Annotated in this window: 15 protein-coding genes; 9 read left to right on the top strand and 6 right to left on the bottom strand. The window is 42.1% G+C overall.

The window, feature by feature from the left end:
• The first annotated feature begins 109 nt into the window (after positions 1–109).
• Positions 110–1,585: a membrane-bound lytic murein transglycosylase MltF gene (mltF, locus tag BWD47_RS12575; protein ID WP_036970988.1), complete on the top strand. Its 1,476-nt coding sequence runs from the start codon at positions 110–112 to the stop codon at positions 1,583–1,585.
• 103 nt (positions 1,586–1,688) lie between these two features.
• Positions 1,689–1,862, top strand: a complete 174-nt coding sequence (locus BWD47_RS20135) for a hypothetical protein (protein ID WP_162898022.1) — start codon at positions 1,689–1,691, stop codon at positions 1,860–1,862.
• Here the strand turns inward: BWD47_RS20135 and tadA are convergent, their stop codons facing one another.
• Positions 1,863–2,360 (bottom strand): tRNA adenosine(34) deaminase TadA, encoded by a 498-nt coding sequence (tadA, locus tag BWD47_RS12570; protein WP_065978122.1) that lies wholly within the window; start codon positions 2,358–2,360, stop codon positions 1,863–1,865.
• 230 nt (positions 2,361–2,590) lie between these two features.
• Here tadA and BWD47_RS12565 point away from each other — a divergent pair, with 230 nt between their 5' ends.
• Positions 2,591–3,895 (top strand): inosine/guanosine kinase, encoded by a 1,305-nt coding sequence (locus tag BWD47_RS12565; protein WP_075594081.1) that lies wholly within the window; start codon positions 2,591–2,593, stop codon positions 3,893–3,895.
• Positions 3,896–3,901: 6 nt separating this feature from the next.
• Here the strand turns inward: BWD47_RS12565 and glsB are convergent, their stop codons facing one another.
• From glsB to ftsY, 5 genes are all read right to left on the bottom strand, one after another.
• Complete coding sequence (gene glsB, locus BWD47_RS12560) at positions 3,902–4,822, bottom strand: glutaminase B (RefSeq protein ID WP_036970994.1); 921 nt, start codon at positions 4,820–4,822, stop codon at positions 3,902–3,904.
• Positions 4,823–4,914: 92 nt separating this feature from the next.
• Entirely contained in the window at positions 4,915–5,778 is an 864-nt protein-coding gene (rpoH, locus tag BWD47_RS12555) for an RNA polymerase sigma factor RpoH (RefSeq protein ID WP_036970997.1), read from the bottom strand.
• A gap of 238 nt (positions 5,779–6,016) precedes the next feature.
• A complete protein-coding gene (gene ftsX / locus BWD47_RS12550) occupies positions 6,017–7,003 on the bottom strand; it encodes a permease-like cell division protein FtsX (RefSeq protein WP_065978123.1) in 987 nt (328 codons plus the stop codon).
• Positions 7,000–7,677, bottom strand: coding sequence for a cell division ATP-binding protein FtsE (ftsE, locus tag BWD47_RS12545; protein ID WP_075594080.1), 678 nt, complete (start codon positions 7,675–7,677; stop codon positions 7,000–7,002). The genes ftsX and ftsE overlap by 4 nt, the downstream gene beginning before the upstream one ends.
• 55 nt (positions 7,678–7,732) lie before the next feature.
• Positions 7,733–9,742, bottom strand: coding sequence for a signal recognition particle-docking protein FtsY (gene ftsY, locus BWD47_RS12540; RefSeq protein ID WP_075594079.1), 2,010 nt, complete (start codon positions 9,740–9,742; stop codon positions 7,733–7,735).
• Between the two features lie 211 nt (positions 9,743–9,953).
• On the opposite strand from ftsY, the gene rsmD reads away from it, so the two are divergent.
• The 6 genes from rsmD to prmA all read left to right on the top strand — a co-directional run bounded on the left by rsmD (position 9,954) and on the right by prmA (position 16,212).
• Positions 9,954–10,571 carry a 16S rRNA (guanine(966)-N(2))-methyltransferase RsmD gene (gene rsmD / locus BWD47_RS12535; protein ID WP_075594078.1) on the top strand — a complete coding sequence of 206 codons (618 nt, stop codon included), beginning with the start codon at positions 9,954–9,956 and terminating at the stop codon, positions 10,569–10,571.
• A 145-nt stretch (positions 10,572–10,716) separates the two neighbouring features.
• Positions 10,717–10,932, top strand: a complete 216-nt coding sequence (gene rpsU, locus BWD47_RS12530; RefSeq protein ID WP_002957797.1) for a 30S ribosomal protein S21 — start codon at positions 10,717–10,719, stop codon at positions 10,930–10,932.
• Between the two features lie 21 nt (positions 10,933–10,953).
• Entirely contained in the window at positions 10,954–11,400 is a 447-nt protein-coding gene (locus BWD47_RS12525) for a GatB/YqeY domain-containing protein (protein ID WP_036971016.1), read from the top strand.
• Positions 11,401–11,535: 135 nt separating this feature from the next.
• On the top strand, positions 11,536–13,287 hold the full coding sequence (dnaG, locus tag BWD47_RS12520; RefSeq protein ID WP_075594077.1) for a DNA primase: 1,752 nt from the start codon (positions 11,536–11,538) through the stop codon (positions 13,285–13,287).
• Between the two features lie 123 nt (positions 13,288–13,410).
• Positions 13,411–15,264 (top strand): RNA polymerase sigma factor RpoD, encoded by a 1,854-nt coding sequence (rpoD, locus tag BWD47_RS12515; RefSeq protein WP_036971019.1) that lies wholly within the window; start codon positions 13,411–13,413, stop codon positions 15,262–15,264.
• Between the two features lie 66 nt (positions 15,265–15,330).
• On the top strand, positions 15,331–16,212 hold the full coding sequence (prmA, locus tag BWD47_RS12510; RefSeq protein ID WP_036971022.1) for a 50S ribosomal protein L11 methyltransferase: 882 nt from the start codon (positions 15,331–15,333) through the stop codon (positions 16,210–16,212).
• Positions 16,213–16,436: the final 224 nt, after the last annotated feature.

Here is a 16,436-nt window from a genome sequence, read left to right as displayed (position 1 = left end):
AATAACGATAAGGTCGCTCATAATTTTTGTTAGTACTATTCGCCAAGTGACGCAGCAACGAAGTTTTGCTATAACGGTAAAGTAATGTATTAAGGGGCATTTATTTTTTATGCAAAAGTTACTCGCTATTTTTAGCCTAGTGCTCATGTTGTGCGCGTGTGATATGCAACAGCAACCATCGCAATTAGCGCAAATCAAAGCACAAAATAAAATTAGAATTGGCACATTAGCGGGTGCGAGTAATTATTACCAAGCCCCTCAAGGCGTACAAGGTTTCGAATATGAATTGGCGCAAGAGTTTGCTGACTACGTCGGTGTTGAGCTTGAAATGGTGCCATTTTTTAATTTATCCGACATGTTTGCTCGCCTCGAAAGTGGCGATTTAGATGTGATTGCATCGGGTCTTACCTACAATACAATTCGCGCGCAGCACTACCGATTCGGCCCGACTTACCGCACAATTAGTCAAAAGCTTGTTTATAAACAAGGGCATGTTCGTCCTCGTGAGTTTGCAGATTTAACAGGTAACCTAACCGTACTCGCCAAAAGCAGCCATTCCTTAGCGCTGCAACAGCTAAAGCAACTTCATCCCAATCTAACTTGGCACGAAACAGAAGACATGGATGAGGAAGAGCTACTACAGGCGGTGATTGATAATGAAATAGATTACACACTGGCTGATTCACACACGTTATCGTTGTTTAGACGCTATCACCCTAATTTGAGTATTGGCTTTTCAGTAACAAGAAATGACCCAATAGCTTGGCTACTCAGAAAAGATGGTGATGATTCTTTATACGCTTTGATGGTGCCTTTTTTCGGCGAGGTAAAACAAAATAATCAGTTATACGTCCTCGAAGAAAAGTATTTTGGCCATGTAAGGCAGTTCAATTATGTAAATACACTGGCATATATTGAGGCCATAAAAGAAACCTTACCCAAATACCAACCGTGGTTTGAGCAGTATGCAGGCAATATTGATTGGCGCTTGTTAGCAGCCCTCAGTTACCAAGAATCGATGTGGAACCCTAAAGCAAAATCGCCCACCGGAGTGCGTGGTATCATGATGCTTACACAAGCGACTGCGAAACAAGTGGGTGTAACAAATCGCTTAGCCCCAGAGCAAAACATCAAAGGGGGCGCCGAATATTTAGCTCAACTCATTTCATGGATCCCAGAACGCATCCCACAGCCTGATCGTACTTGGTTTGCATTAGCCTCTTACAATGTCGGGTGGGGGCATGTAAATGATGCGAGAATTATCACAGAACAAGAAGGCGCGAGCCCTGATAAATGGGCTGATGTAAAAAAACGCTTACCGCTGCTCATTAAAAAGCGTTATTATCGTCAAACTAAATACGGTTACGCGCGTGGCGATGTTGCCGTGAAGTATGTTGATAATATTCGCCGTTACTACGATGCTTTGGTTTGGTTGGATGAAAATGATGCGATTGCCAATCCAAGCACCGAAGAAAACATTGAAGAACAACCCGTCATTTCGCCTGAGTTAGATGAAAATACGGCTCAACCAGCTGACACTCAACAACAAACCAGCTCTGAACAGCAAAAGCCAGATAACAACTAGCCTAAAGCCAGAGAAACCTGTTTACTTGTCATCAAATGATCATTATCTTCTAGTATTGATGGAATGGACAATGTCATGCTTTACTCTCACTTAAGGAGCACACATGTTAAAAAGAAGACGTACCACACATAAGTTCAAACGGAATGTTATCTATTCGACAGCGACTCGCCGTCGTATTATGTTACGCAATACCCACAAAAAAGTTATTTGGCGTCGTCGTTTATTCGCGATGCAATTAATGGAAGCACAGGAAACTCCTGCAACGCCAGTTGTTTAACTAGGCGTTGCGAGCAGCGAGTTTAGCCGCTTTTTTCTCTTCTCTGCGGCGTTTAAAAAATGCCGAAATTACAGCCCCACATTGCTCAGCCATTATCTCACCGGTTACTTCAACCTGATGATTAAGACGCGGTTCTTGCAGTAAGTTCATAATAGACCCAGCCGATCCTGTTTTAGCGTCTTTTGCGCCGAATACCAGACGCTTAATTCGGCTATGAACTAATAGCCCTGCACACATAGAGCAAGGCTCTAAAGTGACATATAAAGTGCAATCAATAAGCCGATAATTATTAAGTGCCTTACCTGCTTCACGAATAGCCATCATTTCGGCATGAGCAGAAGGGTCGTTATCAGTAATTGAGCGATTATACCCATACGCTATTAATTGATTGTCTTTGACTAATACCGCCCCCACAGGAATTTCATTAATGTTTCCCGCCTCATTTGCATAAGCGAGGGCTTTTTTCATCCAGTATTCGTCGCTATATTGTTCGCTCATAAATCACACAAAACTTGTAAACTGCCTGTAATTATACCTAGTTAGTCGATAAAAAGGGCGATAATTAAGACTACACTAAAAAATTAAAGTAAATTTTAATGGCTTTATCATGGCTCAATGAACCTATATTGCGCTATAATCTCGCGCTTTTTTTATTTAGCTAATAGCAATTCAACTAGGTAAATTTGTTGATTTACACTTTGCAATTGATATCAATACACGGGTAGCAAATGAAATTTCCTGGACGCCGCAGGCATAAACATTATTTTCCAGTGGAAGCCAAAGATCCACTAACAAATCAACTGAACTCAACCGAGCGGCTACAACGTAGTTATATAACGGGTATCGATCAAATAGTTGTCGATATTGAAGCGAAAGTTGATCAAGCTTTCCTCGATGAATTTCAATTGCGCCGTGGCATGTCACAGGTAATTGATAGCGACATTACCAATGCATTATATGACCGCCTAAAGCTTGACGATATGATCGATTACGAGTTCGCAGGTGGCACCATCGGTAACACGATGCATAACTACTCAACACTTGCTGATGATCGCTCTGTGTTGTTAGGTGTAATGAGTGAAAACATTAAAATTGGCAGCTATGCGTACCGTTTTTTATGTAATACATCAAGCCGGGTTGATCTAGATTATTTACAACCTGTTGATGGCCCAATTGGTCGCTGTTTTACACTGATTGATGAAACTGGTGAGCGCACCTTCGCGATAAGCGCAGGTTTAATGAATCATCTACGTCCTGAATCAATTGATAAAGAGTTAATTGAAAATTCATCAGCACTTGTGATCAGCGCATACTTAATGCGTACCCAAGGTGATGAAACCATGACTGAAGCAACCATGCAGGCAGTTAAATATGCCAATGATGCAGACGTGCCAGTGGTATTGACTCTAGGCACTAAATTCTTAATTGAGCAAGACCCTTTATGGTGGGCCGACTTTGTTAAAAAGCATGTCGATATCTTAGCAATGAATGAAGAAGAAGGCCTTGCGATTACAGGCTTCGAAGACCCACTTCTTGCGGCAGATAAAGCACTTGATTGGACCGACTTAGTGATTTGTACTGCAGGTGAAAAAGGCTTGTTTATGGCCGGTTATGTTGACGAGCAATTTAAACGCGAAACAGAGTACCCGCTGCTACCAGGCGCTATCGCTGACTTTAATCGCTATGAATTTTCGCGTGCAATGAGAAAAGACGATTGTCAAAACCCAATCCGTGCATACAGCCACACTGCCCCATTCATGGGCGGCCCTGATAGCATTAAAAACACCAATGGCGCGGGTGATTGTGCACTCGCTGCTGTGCTACATGATTTATCTGCAAATGTGTACCACAAGCTTAATGTTGCTAATTCGGCGAAACACCAGCAACCAGCGATGACTTACTCATCACTGGCGCAAATTAGCAAGTATGCCAACCGTGCGAGTTATGAAGTTCTCGTACAGCACTCTCCGCGTCTATCGCGTGGTTTACCTGAACGTGAAGATTGTTTAGAACAAGTATACTGGGATCAGTAATACTCATTAAAAAATCGAAATATCCAGTTTCTGGGATAAACGCTCAAGGGCGGCTATCCCAGCCACTGAGTTACCGTATGAGTTTAAACGTGGTGCCCACACAGCAACTGTAAACTGATTAGGTAAAACGGCTAATATTGTGCCCGATACCCCTGATTTTCCGGGCATCCCAACACGGTAACCAAAATCTCCCGCCGCATCATATAAACCACTGGTAAACAGCAACGAATTAAGCTGCTTATTTTGTCTTGTACTCAGTACTTTATTACCCCGAGTGTCTTTGCCTTGGTTTGCAAGATAATTATACGCTTTAGCGAGCTCCACACAGTTAAGCTCAATGGCACAAAAATTAAAATAAGCCCACAAAACATCATCGACTTCATTATTAAAATTACCAAATGATTTCATTAAGTGTGCCATAGCGGCATTGCGATGACGAAACTCATACTCTGAATTAGCAACTTTTTTATCTATCACAACCGATGGATTGCCTGACAGTTGACGAAAAGATTCAAGCATCGAGTGCATTGGCGCTGAAAGTCGGCTGTATAAGGCATCGCAAGTCACGATGGCTCCAGCATTAATAAACGGGTTTCGGGGAATACCCTGCTCAAACTCTAGCTGAGTGAGCGAGTTAAATGCAGTACCAGAAGGCTCTTTGCCCACGCGTTGCCAAAGTTCATCACCATAACGCTGCAGTGCAAGCGTTAATGTCATCACTTTAGACACAGACTGAATGGTAAAGCGAGCACGGCAATCACCAGCGCAAAAAGTGTGACCATCGACAGTATGAATAGCAATTGCAAATTGGTTTGGTTCAACATCCGCAAGTGCAGGAATGTAGTCTGCCACTTTGCCTTGACTCAATAATGGCTGAACTTCTTTGGTAATTTCATTAAGTACGTGTTGGTAATCAGTATCTGGCATACTGTATCCTTAAAACAGAAAACCCCGCATTTGCGAGGCTTTATAGTAGAGATAACTCTGAAGTCCGAGCTCTTAATTAGCTCGTGACTCCATTAGCTCATGGCTGTTTGCAGTTTTTTCATCGCTGTTTTTTCTAGCTGGCGAACACGCTCTGCTGACACGTTATACTTTTCAGCAAGCTCTTGCAGTGTTGCTTTATCATCAGCTAACCAACGAGCACTTACGATATCTTGCGAGCGTTCATCAAGTGTTTTTAATGCACTAAATAAACGTGCATGCGACTGTTCTTGCCATTGCTGCTCTTCAATATCGTCAGCAAGGTCAGCACTGCCATCAGTTAAATATTGTACTGGCGAGTAGGTGCTTGTAGGTGCATCGTCATTGTCGTCACCCGTTAAATCAAAGCCCATATCTTGGCCACTCATACGCGATTCCATCTCACGTACTTCTTTTTCACTAACCCCTAGCTCGTTAGCAACAGTGCTAACCTCGGCTTGGTTAAACCAACCTAAACGTTTTTTGTTTTTACGTAGATTGAAGAATAGTTTACGTTGCGCTTTTGTCGTTGCAACTTTCACGATACGCCAGTTTTTTAGTACGTATTCATGAATTTCCGCTTTAATCCAATGTACAGCGAATGAAACTAAGCGTACGCCGACGCTCGGGTCAAAGCGTTTTACAGCCTTCATTAGACCGATGTTACCTTCCTGAATTAAATCAGCTTGCGGTAAACCATACCCTGAATAGCTTTTTGCAATGTGAGCTACAAAACGAAGGTGCGACATAATGAGTTGCTTCGCAGCATCAAGATCACCTTCTTCCTGAAGACGTGTCGCTAACTGCTTTTCATGCTCGGCATCAAGCATTGGAATCGTACTGACAGCTTGAAGATAGCCGTCCATACTCGCGCTTTGTTGACCTGCAGTAAGTGCCATTGCGTATAAATCTTTACTCATTTTTCACCTCAGTGATAAACATTTGAAACCATCTTAGCACTCTTTAAGCGAGAGTGCTAACTTCAATTAAAAACTTTTTTAAAGCTCAAATCAAGTGGTTTTTGTATCTATTTTTAGTCTACGCTAACACGCTGAATATGCGGTGAATTCTAGCTTTAATTGAAAGAGCGATAAATTTATTACTGCTTTTATTTAGTGCTAATAAAGCAGTGTAACAACGAATTGTTACACTTTATTGTTATACTTTATCGGGTTCTATTTCTTTTATATATCTATTTACAGACAAATACGAGCCGACAAAACCAAGCCCCGTTGCAAGTGCAACTAAAATGGCAAATTCAGATAACGTCAAACCGATTAAATTAAAACGGCTGCCATAAACTCCCGCGACTTCGCTCACCGCTGCACCTAGCCACCACATCATCAAAGCAACACAAATAAATGAAAATAGTCCACCGATAATGCCATACCAAATACCCGTCCATAAAAATGGCGCATGTATAAATGCATTGGTTGCCCCCACTAACTTCATAACTTGGATCTCTTCCTTTTTATCCATGATAGATAAACGAATCGTGTTTCCAATGATCAAAGTCACCGAGGTTAATAATAGTAAAGCAATGGTAATGACGCTCTCTTTTAATAAGCTTAACAGTGCGTTTAAGCGCTCAAGCCATGCAATATCCAGTTTACCAAAATCAACTTCACGCTCATCTTCAAGTTTTTTGAGTAACTGTTCAGCAGCATTTGGCTGACGATACCGTGCCGTCGGTGTCACAATAACAACATCGGGCAGTGGATTCGCATCTAAGTATTCTAATGCTTGTCCAAATCCTGACACCTGCTTAAATTCAACAAGCGCATCTGCTTTAGAAATAAACTCAACCTTATCGATTTCAGGGTAAAGCGCTAAACGTTTGACTAATGTTTGTGTTTGTTGCTCTGTCATAGACTCTTTAACAAACAACGAAATTTCAGCGGCATCTTCAAACCCGCTGCTTACCTGAGACACATTTTTCACGACTAAATACAAGGTCGCTGGTAACGTTAAGCTTAGCCCTAATACCGCAATAGTCATCAAGGAGGCAAGTGGCGTGCGCCACATTTCACCTAAGCTATGCACACCTTGACGGATTAAGTTAATAAAAAAGAAATACGGCGCCGCTAGAATTGATTTCTGCTGACGATCATTGTGACTGGCTCTACTTTTAAATAATAGGCTCATAGCGCTCCCTCAGCTAATGGATCCTGGATCATACGTCCATCTTTAAGGGTTAGGCTGCGATAGCGCATCCGTGCAATTAAACCAATATCATGGGTGGCAATTAACACCGTCGTACCATGATTATTAAAGTCTTCGAATAAGCGTAAAATATCCATTGAAAGTTCGGGGTCTAAATTACCGGTCGGTTCATCAGCTAACAAAATAGGCGGTGAATTTACGATAGCCCTCGCAATTCCCACACGTTGTTGCTCGCCTCCAGATAAAGTCGCAGGGTTACATTTGGCTTTATCAAGTAAGCCCACTTTATCAAGCGCACCATGCACACGCTTTGCAATTTGTTTATGGTGTGTGCCTTCAATAATCAACGGCAAAGCGACATTATCAAATACCGAATAGCGTTCTAACAAACGATGGTTTTGAAAAATAATCCCTATATCACGGCGTACATAAGGAATTTGACGAGACTTAACAGCATTTAAATCAATATCATTAATTAGTACTTTGCCAGCCGATGGACGTTCCATCAAACTAATCAGCTTTAATAATGTACTTTTACCTGCGCCACTATGCCCAGTTAAAAAAGCCAACTCGCCTGACTTAATATGAAAACTGACTTTTTCCAGCGCACGGTGACCGCCGGGGTATGTTTTACTGACTTGCTGAAAATTTATCATTTTAGTTATCAATCATCTTGCAGCTGAAAAGGGAGCATGCTCCCTTTTTTATGAATTATACGTCGTCCTCATCTTGGCTAAACAACGCATCAATGAAGTCATTACTATTAAAAGTACGCAGGTCGTCGATTCCCTCGCCAACGCCTATGTAACGAATTGGAATATTAAACTTATCTGCCACAGCAAAGATAACCCCCCCTTTTGCTGTCCCATCCAGTTTAGACAAGGTAATACCCGTTAAGCCAACACATTCATTAAATAGTTTTACTTGGCTAATAGCATTCTGCCCCGTGCCCGCATCAATTGTTAGCATGACTTCATGCGGCGCATCTGGGTCGATTTTCTTCATTACACGCGCTATTTTTTCAAGCTCTTGCATGAGGTTATCTTTATTTTGCAAGCGCCCTGCTGTATCCGCGATTAATACGTCTACATTACGAGCTTTCGCCGCTTGAAAGGCATCAAACACAACCGATGCACTGTCTGCACCAGTATGCTGTGCAATAACAGGTATACTGTTACGCTCGCCCCACACTTGTAATTGCTCAACCGCGGCGGCACGGAAAGTATCCCCCGCAGCCAGCATGACTGATTTGCCTTCATTTTGGAATTGCTTAGCAAGCTTACCAATGGTCGTGGTTTTACCCACCCCATTTACACCCACCATTAAAATAACAAACGGTTTTTTATTTTCTGGCACAGTTAATGGCTGCTCAGCTGTCTTTAACATTGCGGCCATTTCTTGCTTCATTAGCTCGTAAAGTGCATCGCCATCTTTAAGTTGTTTTCGATCGGCTGCATCTGTTAGGTTATCAATCAACTTCATGGTTGTATCGACACCTAAATCAGCCGTTAATAGCTGTGTTTCTAACTCTTCGAATAGCTCATCATCAATTTTTTTACCACTAAAAATAGAGGCAAAGCCCGAGCCAATATTAACGCGAGTTTTTAATAAGCCTTTTTTAAGGCGGGCAAAAAAGCCTTCCTTTTTCGGTTTATCAGTAACTTGCTCTGTTTTTTCTTTTTCAATACGAGCTTGTTCTATACGCTCAGCTTCTGCTTTTTCTGCTGCAATACGTTCCTGTTCTACACGCTCAGCTTCTGCTTTTTCTGCTGCAATACGTTCCTGTTCTACACGTTCAGCTTCAGCTTTTTCTGCTGCAATACGTTCCTGTTCTAAACGTTCAGCTTCAGCTTTTTCGGCTGCAATACGCTCTTGCTCTAAACGTTCAGCTTCAGCTTTTTCTGCTGCAATGCGTGCTTGTTCTACACGTTCAGCTTCAGCTTTTTCGGCTGCAATGCGTGCTTGTTCTACACGTTCAGCTTCAGCTTTTTCGGCTGCAACGCGTTCTTGTTCTACACGTTCGGCTTGTGCCTTCTCTGCTGCAATGCGTGCTTGTTCTACACGTTCGGCTTCAGCTTTCTCGGCTGCAACACGTGCTTGCTCTACACGTTCGGCCTCTGCTTTTTCTGCTGCAACGCGTGCTTGTTCTACACGTTCGGCTTCAGCTTTTTGTGCTGCAATTTGCTCTGCTTCACGCTGCGCCTGTTCAGCTGCAATACGCTCTTGCTCTAACTTCATGGCCGCTTCTTGCTCTGCAAAACGCGCTTGTTGTTCTTGACGACGTTGCTCTGCTGCTTGCTGTTCTGCAGCGATACGTTCAGCTTCAGCCTTTTCTGCCGCAGCGCGTTCCTGCTCTATGCGCTCAGCTTGTGCCTGTTCCGCTGCAATACGTTCTTGTTCTAACTTCATGGCCGCTTCTTGCTCTGCAAGACGCGCTTGTTGTTCTTGACGACGTTGCTCTGCTGCTTGCTGTTCTGCTGCGATACGTTCAGCTTCAGCCTTTTCTGCTGCAATGCGTTCTTGTTCTACACGCTCGGCTTCAGCTTTTTCTGCTGCAATACGTTCCTGCTCTAAGCTCGCCGCTTGCGCTTTTTCAGCTTCAATACACTGTTGTTCTTCTAATTGCTTTTGGTTATCAGCCTCATTTGCTGTTTGCTCTGCTTGTTGTTTTTCTGATTTGCCAAAACCAAACCAAGACAAGAATTTACTTTTTTTTGCCATACTTGCTAATAACCACTTATAAAAATCTGATAAACTTACATGAATAATAGTTTGGTGATAGTTCAGCTATGCTCAGCCAAACCGAAACGGGTACCATCTATCGCTAAGGTCGCAATACTACCATTTTTAGCGCAGTAGAAAAATGACACACCAGCTATTGCTTGCAATATTATCTGAGCTGGGGGTCAGTTACCAATAATTAGTGAGTTAAATGAGAAAAAAATCAACAGCTAACCGCCAAGTAAACGCTAGCAATAATAAATCAGCAAATGGCTTTATCCGTATTATTAGCGGACAATTTCGTGGCAGAAAACTTCCTGTTAAAGATGTACAAGGTTTACGTCCAACGACTGATCGCATTAAGGAAACCGTGTTTAACTGGTTAATGCAAGATACGCGTGATGCAGCGGTCCTTGACTGCTTCGCAGGTTCTGGCGGGTTAGGATTCGAAGCGTTGTCACGCTTTGCTAAACGTGCTGTATTTTTTGAGCTTGATAAAAGTGCTGCATCTCAACTTATACAAAATATAAGCACCCTCAAACTTGAAAATGCCACAATTAAACAGGGCGATAGCCTCGCATTATTGGCAAATAATTCGCTAGATGAGCAGTTTGATCTTGTTTTTGTTGATCCGCCATTCCGACAAAATTTAGCTGAAAAAAGTTGTTTATTACTCGAATCAAATCAATGGTTAACTGAGCAAGCGTTGATTTATGTGGAAGTTGAAAGTGAGCTAAGCAGCTTCACTCCCCCAGATAACTGGCTGCTTTTAAAGGAGAAATCTGCAGGGCAGGTAATTTGTCGTTTGTATCAACGAGAGCTAAATTAATACTGTTTAGCCGCCTCAGTTTCTGTTAATATTATTCTTTACATGTGGTGTTGCTTCGGATTACAATACCGCACCATTTTTGAACCACTTGATCGTTATTCGATCAACTTGAGCAACGCTCATTATTTAGGTAGGTGAATTTTTAATGCCAGTAATTAAAGTAAGAGAGAACGAACCGTTTGACGTAGCACTTCGTCGCTTCAAGCGTTCATGTGAAAAAGCAGGTATCCTTTCAGAAGTTCGTCGTCGCGAGCACTATGAAAAGCCAACAGCTGAGCGTAAGCGTAAAAAAGCTGCTGCAGTAAAGCGTCACATGAAGAAGCTTTCTCGCGATAACGCACGTCGCGTTAAATTATACTAATCAGTATTTGGTCTTGTATAAATGAGCCTTTTATTAACGCTAAAAGATGCGCAAAAAGATGCGATGAGAGCAAAAGACAAAGACCGTCTTAAGCCAATCCGCATGGTACTTGCTGCAATCAAGCAACGTGAAATTGACGAGCAAATCACGCTAGACGACGACGGAATTACCGCTGTTTTAGTGAAGCTTGTAAAACAACGTCGCGACTCTTACACCCAGTATATTGATGCGGGTCGTGAAGATTTAGCAGAAATTGAAGCCAATGAGATTAAAGCTCTTGAAGAATTCTTACCTCAACAATTGAGTGAAGAAGAAATCATTGCTCTTATTGACTCGGCTATTGCTGATACAAACGCAGCAGGTATGCAAGACATGGGTAAGGTAATGGGAGTAATCAAAAGCAAAGCCGAAGGTCGTGCCGATTTAGGTAAGATTTCTGGCTTAATCAAGCAACGATTAACTGCCTAACCCCCACATACAGACGTATGATTCAAGCAAACCGAGCCTAGTGCTCGGTTTCTTGTTTTTAGTCTTTCATAAAGAGAGTAATTGTGTTCAAATCTCACTTTAGAACGCAAAAATAGCGCAGGAAAAACAACAGCTATGGCCGGAAAAATCCCTCGACAATTTATTGATGATTTGCTCGCACGAACAGATATTGTTGAGCTAATTGATTCAAAAGTTGGCCTAAAAAAAGCCGGGAAAGACTACCAAGCATGTTGCCCTTTTCACAACGAAAAAACCCCGTCATTTACTGTTTCTCAAGATAAACAGTTTTACCACTGCTTTGGTTGCGGAGCGAATGGTAATGCCATTTCGTTTGTCATGGAATACGACAAATTAGAGTTTGTTGATGCTATTGAAGAGCTGGCTAGTATTCTAAATTTAGACGTACCACGTGAGCAAGGCACTAGTTCAGGTCCACAGCGTACCGCCGAGCAAAAACGTTCCGATTACGATTTAATGCTTCATGCCGCCCGTTTTTATCAGCACCAATTAAAACACCATAGCAACTCAAAAGCGGTAATTGATTACATAAAAGGCCGTGGCCTAAGCGGTGAAACTGCTAAAAAGTTCATGATTGGTTATGCGCCAAGTGAATGGGAAGCACTGTGCCAGCAATTAGGCCGAAATAAAGAGCAAAAAGAGCAATTAATTGAGCTAAAACTCGCGTCTGAAAAGTCGCCGGGTCGCCAATTTGACTTTTTTCGTGATCGGCTCATGTTTCCTATTCGTGATAAGCGAGGCCGGGTTATTGCCTTTGGTGGTCGCGTGATGCAAGCCGATCAAGGCCCAAAATACCTTAACTCTCCTGAGACACGTATTTTCCACAAAGGTTTTGAGCTTTATGGTTTATACGAAGCGAAACAAGCACATAAGAAACTTGAACATATTTTAATTGTTGAAGGGTATATGGATGTGGTTGCCTTAGCAGAGCAAGGCATTGAATACGCTGTAGCAGCACTTGGCACAGCAACCACAGCTGAGCACATGCACACCTTGTTTAGAACCACTGATAAAGTGATATGCTGCTATGATGGTGATAGAGCGGGTCGTGATGCAGCATGGCGCGCACTCGAAAATGCCCTACCTTATCTAGCTGATGGCAAATCACTTCAATTTGTCTTTTTACCTGACGGTGAAGACCCCGACTCATTGGTACAAAAAGAAGGAAAAGAGGCATTCGAAGCACGCCTAGCAGAGGCCGATGATTTCAGCAAAGTGTTGTTCAGCAAGCTAAGCCAAGAGATTGACCTAACGAAAGACGCTGGCAAAGCAAAGTTACTCAGTGATGCCTTACCTTTAATCGAAAAAATACCGAGTGAATTTTACCAAGAAAATATACTGGAACATTTAGGCCGATTAATTGGTCGTACACGAGAGCAATTGAGTAATCGGGTTAAAACCCCGAAGCAGCAACATGCAATTGAGCGTAAATTTAAAATAACGCCGATGCGTCAAGCTATAGGTATTTTATTGCAGCATCCGAATCTAGCAACGAGCATCGCTTACATGCCTGAACTTGCTGAAATGAAAATTGCCGGCATTGAGCTATTTTTACGGATACAGCATTTAGCACTTGAACGACATGGTATTACAACCGCGCAAATCTTAGAATCGTTCCGAGATAGCGCTGAATATGATGCATTAGTGAAATTAGCAACTTGGCAGCATCAAATAAATGACGATCGTTTAGAGACAGTTTTCAAAAATACTTTTAAATTTATTGAAGACCAGTGTTTAAATTATCGACTAGAGACCCTATTAATAAAAGACAAGACCCAAGGCTTAAGCAGCGAAGAACGGCTAGAATGCCACTTACTGACGCAAGCGTTAAAAGGCAGCAACAGCTAGTCAGAATTGAATAAAGCTGTTATACTGTGCTATTCACTGCGTCTAGTTAGTTTTCGTGTCGCTTATTTTTTAAGCGAGCTGGCGCCTGTTGTATCAACTTTCAGAGTGGAAGAAAAAATCTCTATGGATCCAACTCCTCAGTCACAATTAAAGCTTCTGATTCAAAAAGGTAAAGAGCAAGGTTATTTAACTTTTGCAGAAGTTAATGATCACCTTCCACAAGACATTATCGACTCAGATCAGGTAGAAGATATCATTAGCATGATTAATGATATGGGTATCAAGGTAAGTGAAAACGCGCCTGATGCCGATGAATTAATGATGCAAGAAACAACGACAGACGAAGACGCAGCAGAAGCCGCAGCCGCTGCACTTGCGACTGTAGAAAAAGAGATCGGTCGAACGACTGACCCTGTGCGTATGTACATGCGCGAAATGGGTACTGTTGAGCTACTTACACGTGAAGGCGAAATTGTTATCGCCAAGCGTATTGAAGAAGGTATCAACCAAGTTCAGATTTCTGTTGCTGAATACCCTGAAGCAATTACATATCTACTCGAGCAATGGGACAAGTTTGAAGCAGAAGAAATGCGCTTAAGCGACATTATTTCTGGTTTCTTTGATCCTAATAATGAAGACGAATCACAAATTTCTGCGACTCACATCGGTTCAGATCTAAATGAAGAACAGCTCGACGACGAAGACGACGATGACGACGACGACGACGATGATGACAGCGATGATGATGCAGATGGTGACACAGGTCCAGATCCTGAAGAAGCACGTGTCCACTTCGAACATTTGCGTGAGCTTTACAATAAAGCACGCGATACATTCGAAGCAAAAGGCCGCTCACACCCTGATTCACAAGCTGCTATTTTTGAAATCGGTGAACTGTTTAAAACATTTAAACTAGTTCCTAAACAGTTTGATCGCATGGTAAACAACATGCGTGAAATGATGGATCGCGTTCGTGTACAAGAACGTCTTATCATGAAGCAAGCTGTACAAATTGCGAAGCTACCAAAGAAAAACTTTGTGAAGCACTTCGCTAACAACGAAACAGACACTGCTTGGATTGATCTTGAAATTGCTGCAAACGAGAAGTACTCAGTAGCACTTGAAGAAGTAAAACCAGAAATAATTCGTTGTATTAGCAAGTTATCTGCAATTGAAGAAAGCACAGGCTTAAGCATTGAGCGTATTAAAGATATCAACCGTCGTATGAGCATTGGTGAAGCTAAAGCGCGCCGTGCAAAGAAAGAAATGGTTGAAGCCAACTTACGTCTTGTAATTTCAATTGCTAAAAAATACACCAACCGTGGTTTACAATTCTTAGACCTTATCCAAGAGGGTAACATTGGTCTAATGAAAGCGGTTGATAAGTTCGAATATCGCCGTGGTTATAAGTTCTCTACTTATGCAACATGGTGGATCCGTCAAGCAATTACGCGTTCAATTGCTGACCAAGCGCGTACCATCCGTATTCCTGTGCACATGATTGAGACGATCAACAAGTTAAATCGTATCTCTCGTCAAATGTTACAAGAGATGGGCCGTGAGCCGAGCCCAGAAGAGTTAGCTGAGCGCATGTTAATGCCTGAAGATAAAATTCGTAAGGTACTTAAAATCGCTAAAGAGCCAATTTCGATGGAAACTCCTATCGGTGATGATGAAGATTCGCACTTAGGTGACTTCATTGAAGATACAACCATTGATTCGCCAATTGATTCTGCAACAATGGAATCTCTTCGAGGCGCAACCAATGACGTATTAGCAGGTCTAACAGCACGTGAAGCTAAAGTACTGCGTATGCGTTTCGGTATCGACATGAACACCGACCATACTTTAGAAGAAGTAGGTAAACAATTTGACGTAACACGTGAACGTATTCGTCAAATTGAAGCGAAAGCGTTACGTAAATTACGTCACCCTTCTCGCTCAGACTTACTAAAAAGCTTCTTAGATGCTAAATAAATAGCATTATTAATATATTAACTAAAAGGCCGCTGTTGCGGCCTTTTTTCTATTTGAGAGACGACCATGGCTTGGATCCAAATTCGCATAAATGCAAACGCTGATAATGCCGAGATGATCAGCGACTTACTTATGGACACTGGCAGCGCATCGGTTACTTATGTTGATGCGAAAGACACCCCTATTTATGAACCAAAACTTGGTACAGTACAACTGTGGGCTGATACCACGGTGATTGGTTTATACGATGCTAATCATGATATGGACAGCGTCGTAGCCGTACTTAAGGCTGAACCGACGCTCGCTGACAAACTCGTATACAAAATTGAGCAACTTGAAGACAAAGACTGGGAACGTGAGTGGATGGATAACTTCCACCCGATTAAGTTCGGTGAGCGCTTATGGATTTGTCCAAGCTGGCGTGATATTCCAGAACCGGATGCAGTCAATGTATTGCTTGATCCTGGTCTTGCTTTTGGCACGGGCACACATGCAACGACAGCGCTATGCTTAAAGTGGCTAGAAAGCCAAGATTTAACCGGAAAAACGGTCGTCGACTTCGGGTGTGGCTCAGGTATTTTAGGAATTGCAGCGATCAAATTAGGTGCTGAACGTATGATCGGCATCGATATTGATCCTCAAGCAATTGAGGCCAGTCGCGATAATGCTGAGCGCAATGGTGTTGCAGACAAGCTCGAAGTGTATTTACCTGAAGATCAACCTGATTTTAGTGCTGATGTGGTTGTTGCGAATATCTTAGCACAACCTCTCAAAGAGCTTCATGAAGTCATTTTGGGACTATTAAAGCCCAACGGTAAAATTGCTATGTCGGGTATTTTAGAGGAACAAGCACAATCTGTTGCCGATGTTTACGCACCGTTTTTAGCACTTGACGAGATTGCTGTTGAAGGTGAATGGACACGTGTTAGTGGTACCAAAAAGTCATAATACACATCTGAACATTTAATAGGTAAAGCCAGTATTTAACAGGCTTTACCTTATTTTTACACTCTTCAATTTGTTATCTATTTTCACGCGAATTTTTTTCTGGTTAAATAACAAACAAATCAACCCGCTCGTCAAACTGTTATCAAAAGTCAATACAAAATAGGCAAAAAAAAGTCACTTTTGTTCAATTTATAGCCTTTGATTTTTGCAAAAAAAGCCGTAAA

Source organism: Pseudoalteromonas sp. PAB 2.2, assembly GCF_001938575.1.
In the GTDB taxonomy this organism is placed as follows: domain Bacteria; phylum Pseudomonadota; class Gammaproteobacteria; order Enterobacterales; family Alteromonadaceae; genus Pseudoalteromonas; species Pseudoalteromonas lipolytica.
The sequence above is the reverse complement of the archived record's forward strand: the minus strand, read 5'-3'. Positions and strand labels throughout refer to the sequence as shown.

Coding starts and splice junctions, on each gene's coding strand:
- mltF (WP_036970988.1), top strand. CDS start 110: ATGCAAAAGTTACTCGCTATTTTTAGCCTAGTGCTCATGTTGTGCGCG.
- BWD47_RS20135 (WP_162898022.1), top strand. CDS start 1,689: ATGTTAAAAAGAAGACGTACCACACATAAGTTCAAACGGAATGTTATC.
- tadA (WP_065978122.1), bottom strand. CDS start 2,360: ATGAGCGAACAATATAGCGACGAATACTGGATGAAAAAAGCCCTCGCT.
- BWD47_RS12565 (WP_075594081.1), top strand. CDS start 2,591: ATGAAATTTCCTGGACGCCGCAGGCATAAACATTATTTTCCAGTGGAA.
- glsB (WP_036970994.1), bottom strand. CDS start 4,822: ATGCCAGATACTGATTACCAACACGTACTTAATGAAATTACCAAAGAA.
- rpoH (WP_036970997.1), bottom strand. CDS start 5,778: ATGAGTAAAGATTTATACGCAATGGCACTTACTGCAGGTCAACAAAGC.
- ftsX (WP_065978123.1), bottom strand. CDS start 7,003: ATGAGCCTATTATTTAAAAGTAGAGCCAGTCACAATGATCGTCAGCAG.
- ftsE (WP_075594080.1), bottom strand. CDS start 7,677: ATGATAAATTTTCAGCAAGTCAGTAAAACATACCCCGGCGGTCACCGT.
- ftsY (WP_075594079.1), bottom strand. CDS start 9,742: ATGGCAAAAAAAAGTAAATTCTTGTCTTGGTTTGGTTTTGGCAAATCA.
- rsmD (WP_075594078.1), top strand. CDS start 9,954: ATGAGAAAAAAATCAACAGCTAACCGCCAAGTAAACGCTAGCAATAAT.
- rpsU (WP_002957797.1), top strand. CDS start 10,717: ATGCCAGTAATTAAAGTAAGAGAGAACGAACCGTTTGACGTAGCACTT.
- BWD47_RS12525 (WP_036971016.1), top strand. CDS start 10,954: ATGAGCCTTTTATTAACGCTAAAAGATGCGCAAAAAGATGCGATGAGA.
- dnaG (WP_075594077.1), top strand. CDS start 11,536: ATGGCCGGAAAAATCCCTCGACAATTTATTGATGATTTGCTCGCACGA.
- rpoD (WP_036971019.1), top strand. CDS start 13,411: ATGGATCCAACTCCTCAGTCACAATTAAAGCTTCTGATTCAAAAAGGT.
- prmA (WP_036971022.1), top strand. CDS start 15,331: ATGGCTTGGATCCAAATTCGCATAAATGCAAACGCTGATAATGCCGAG.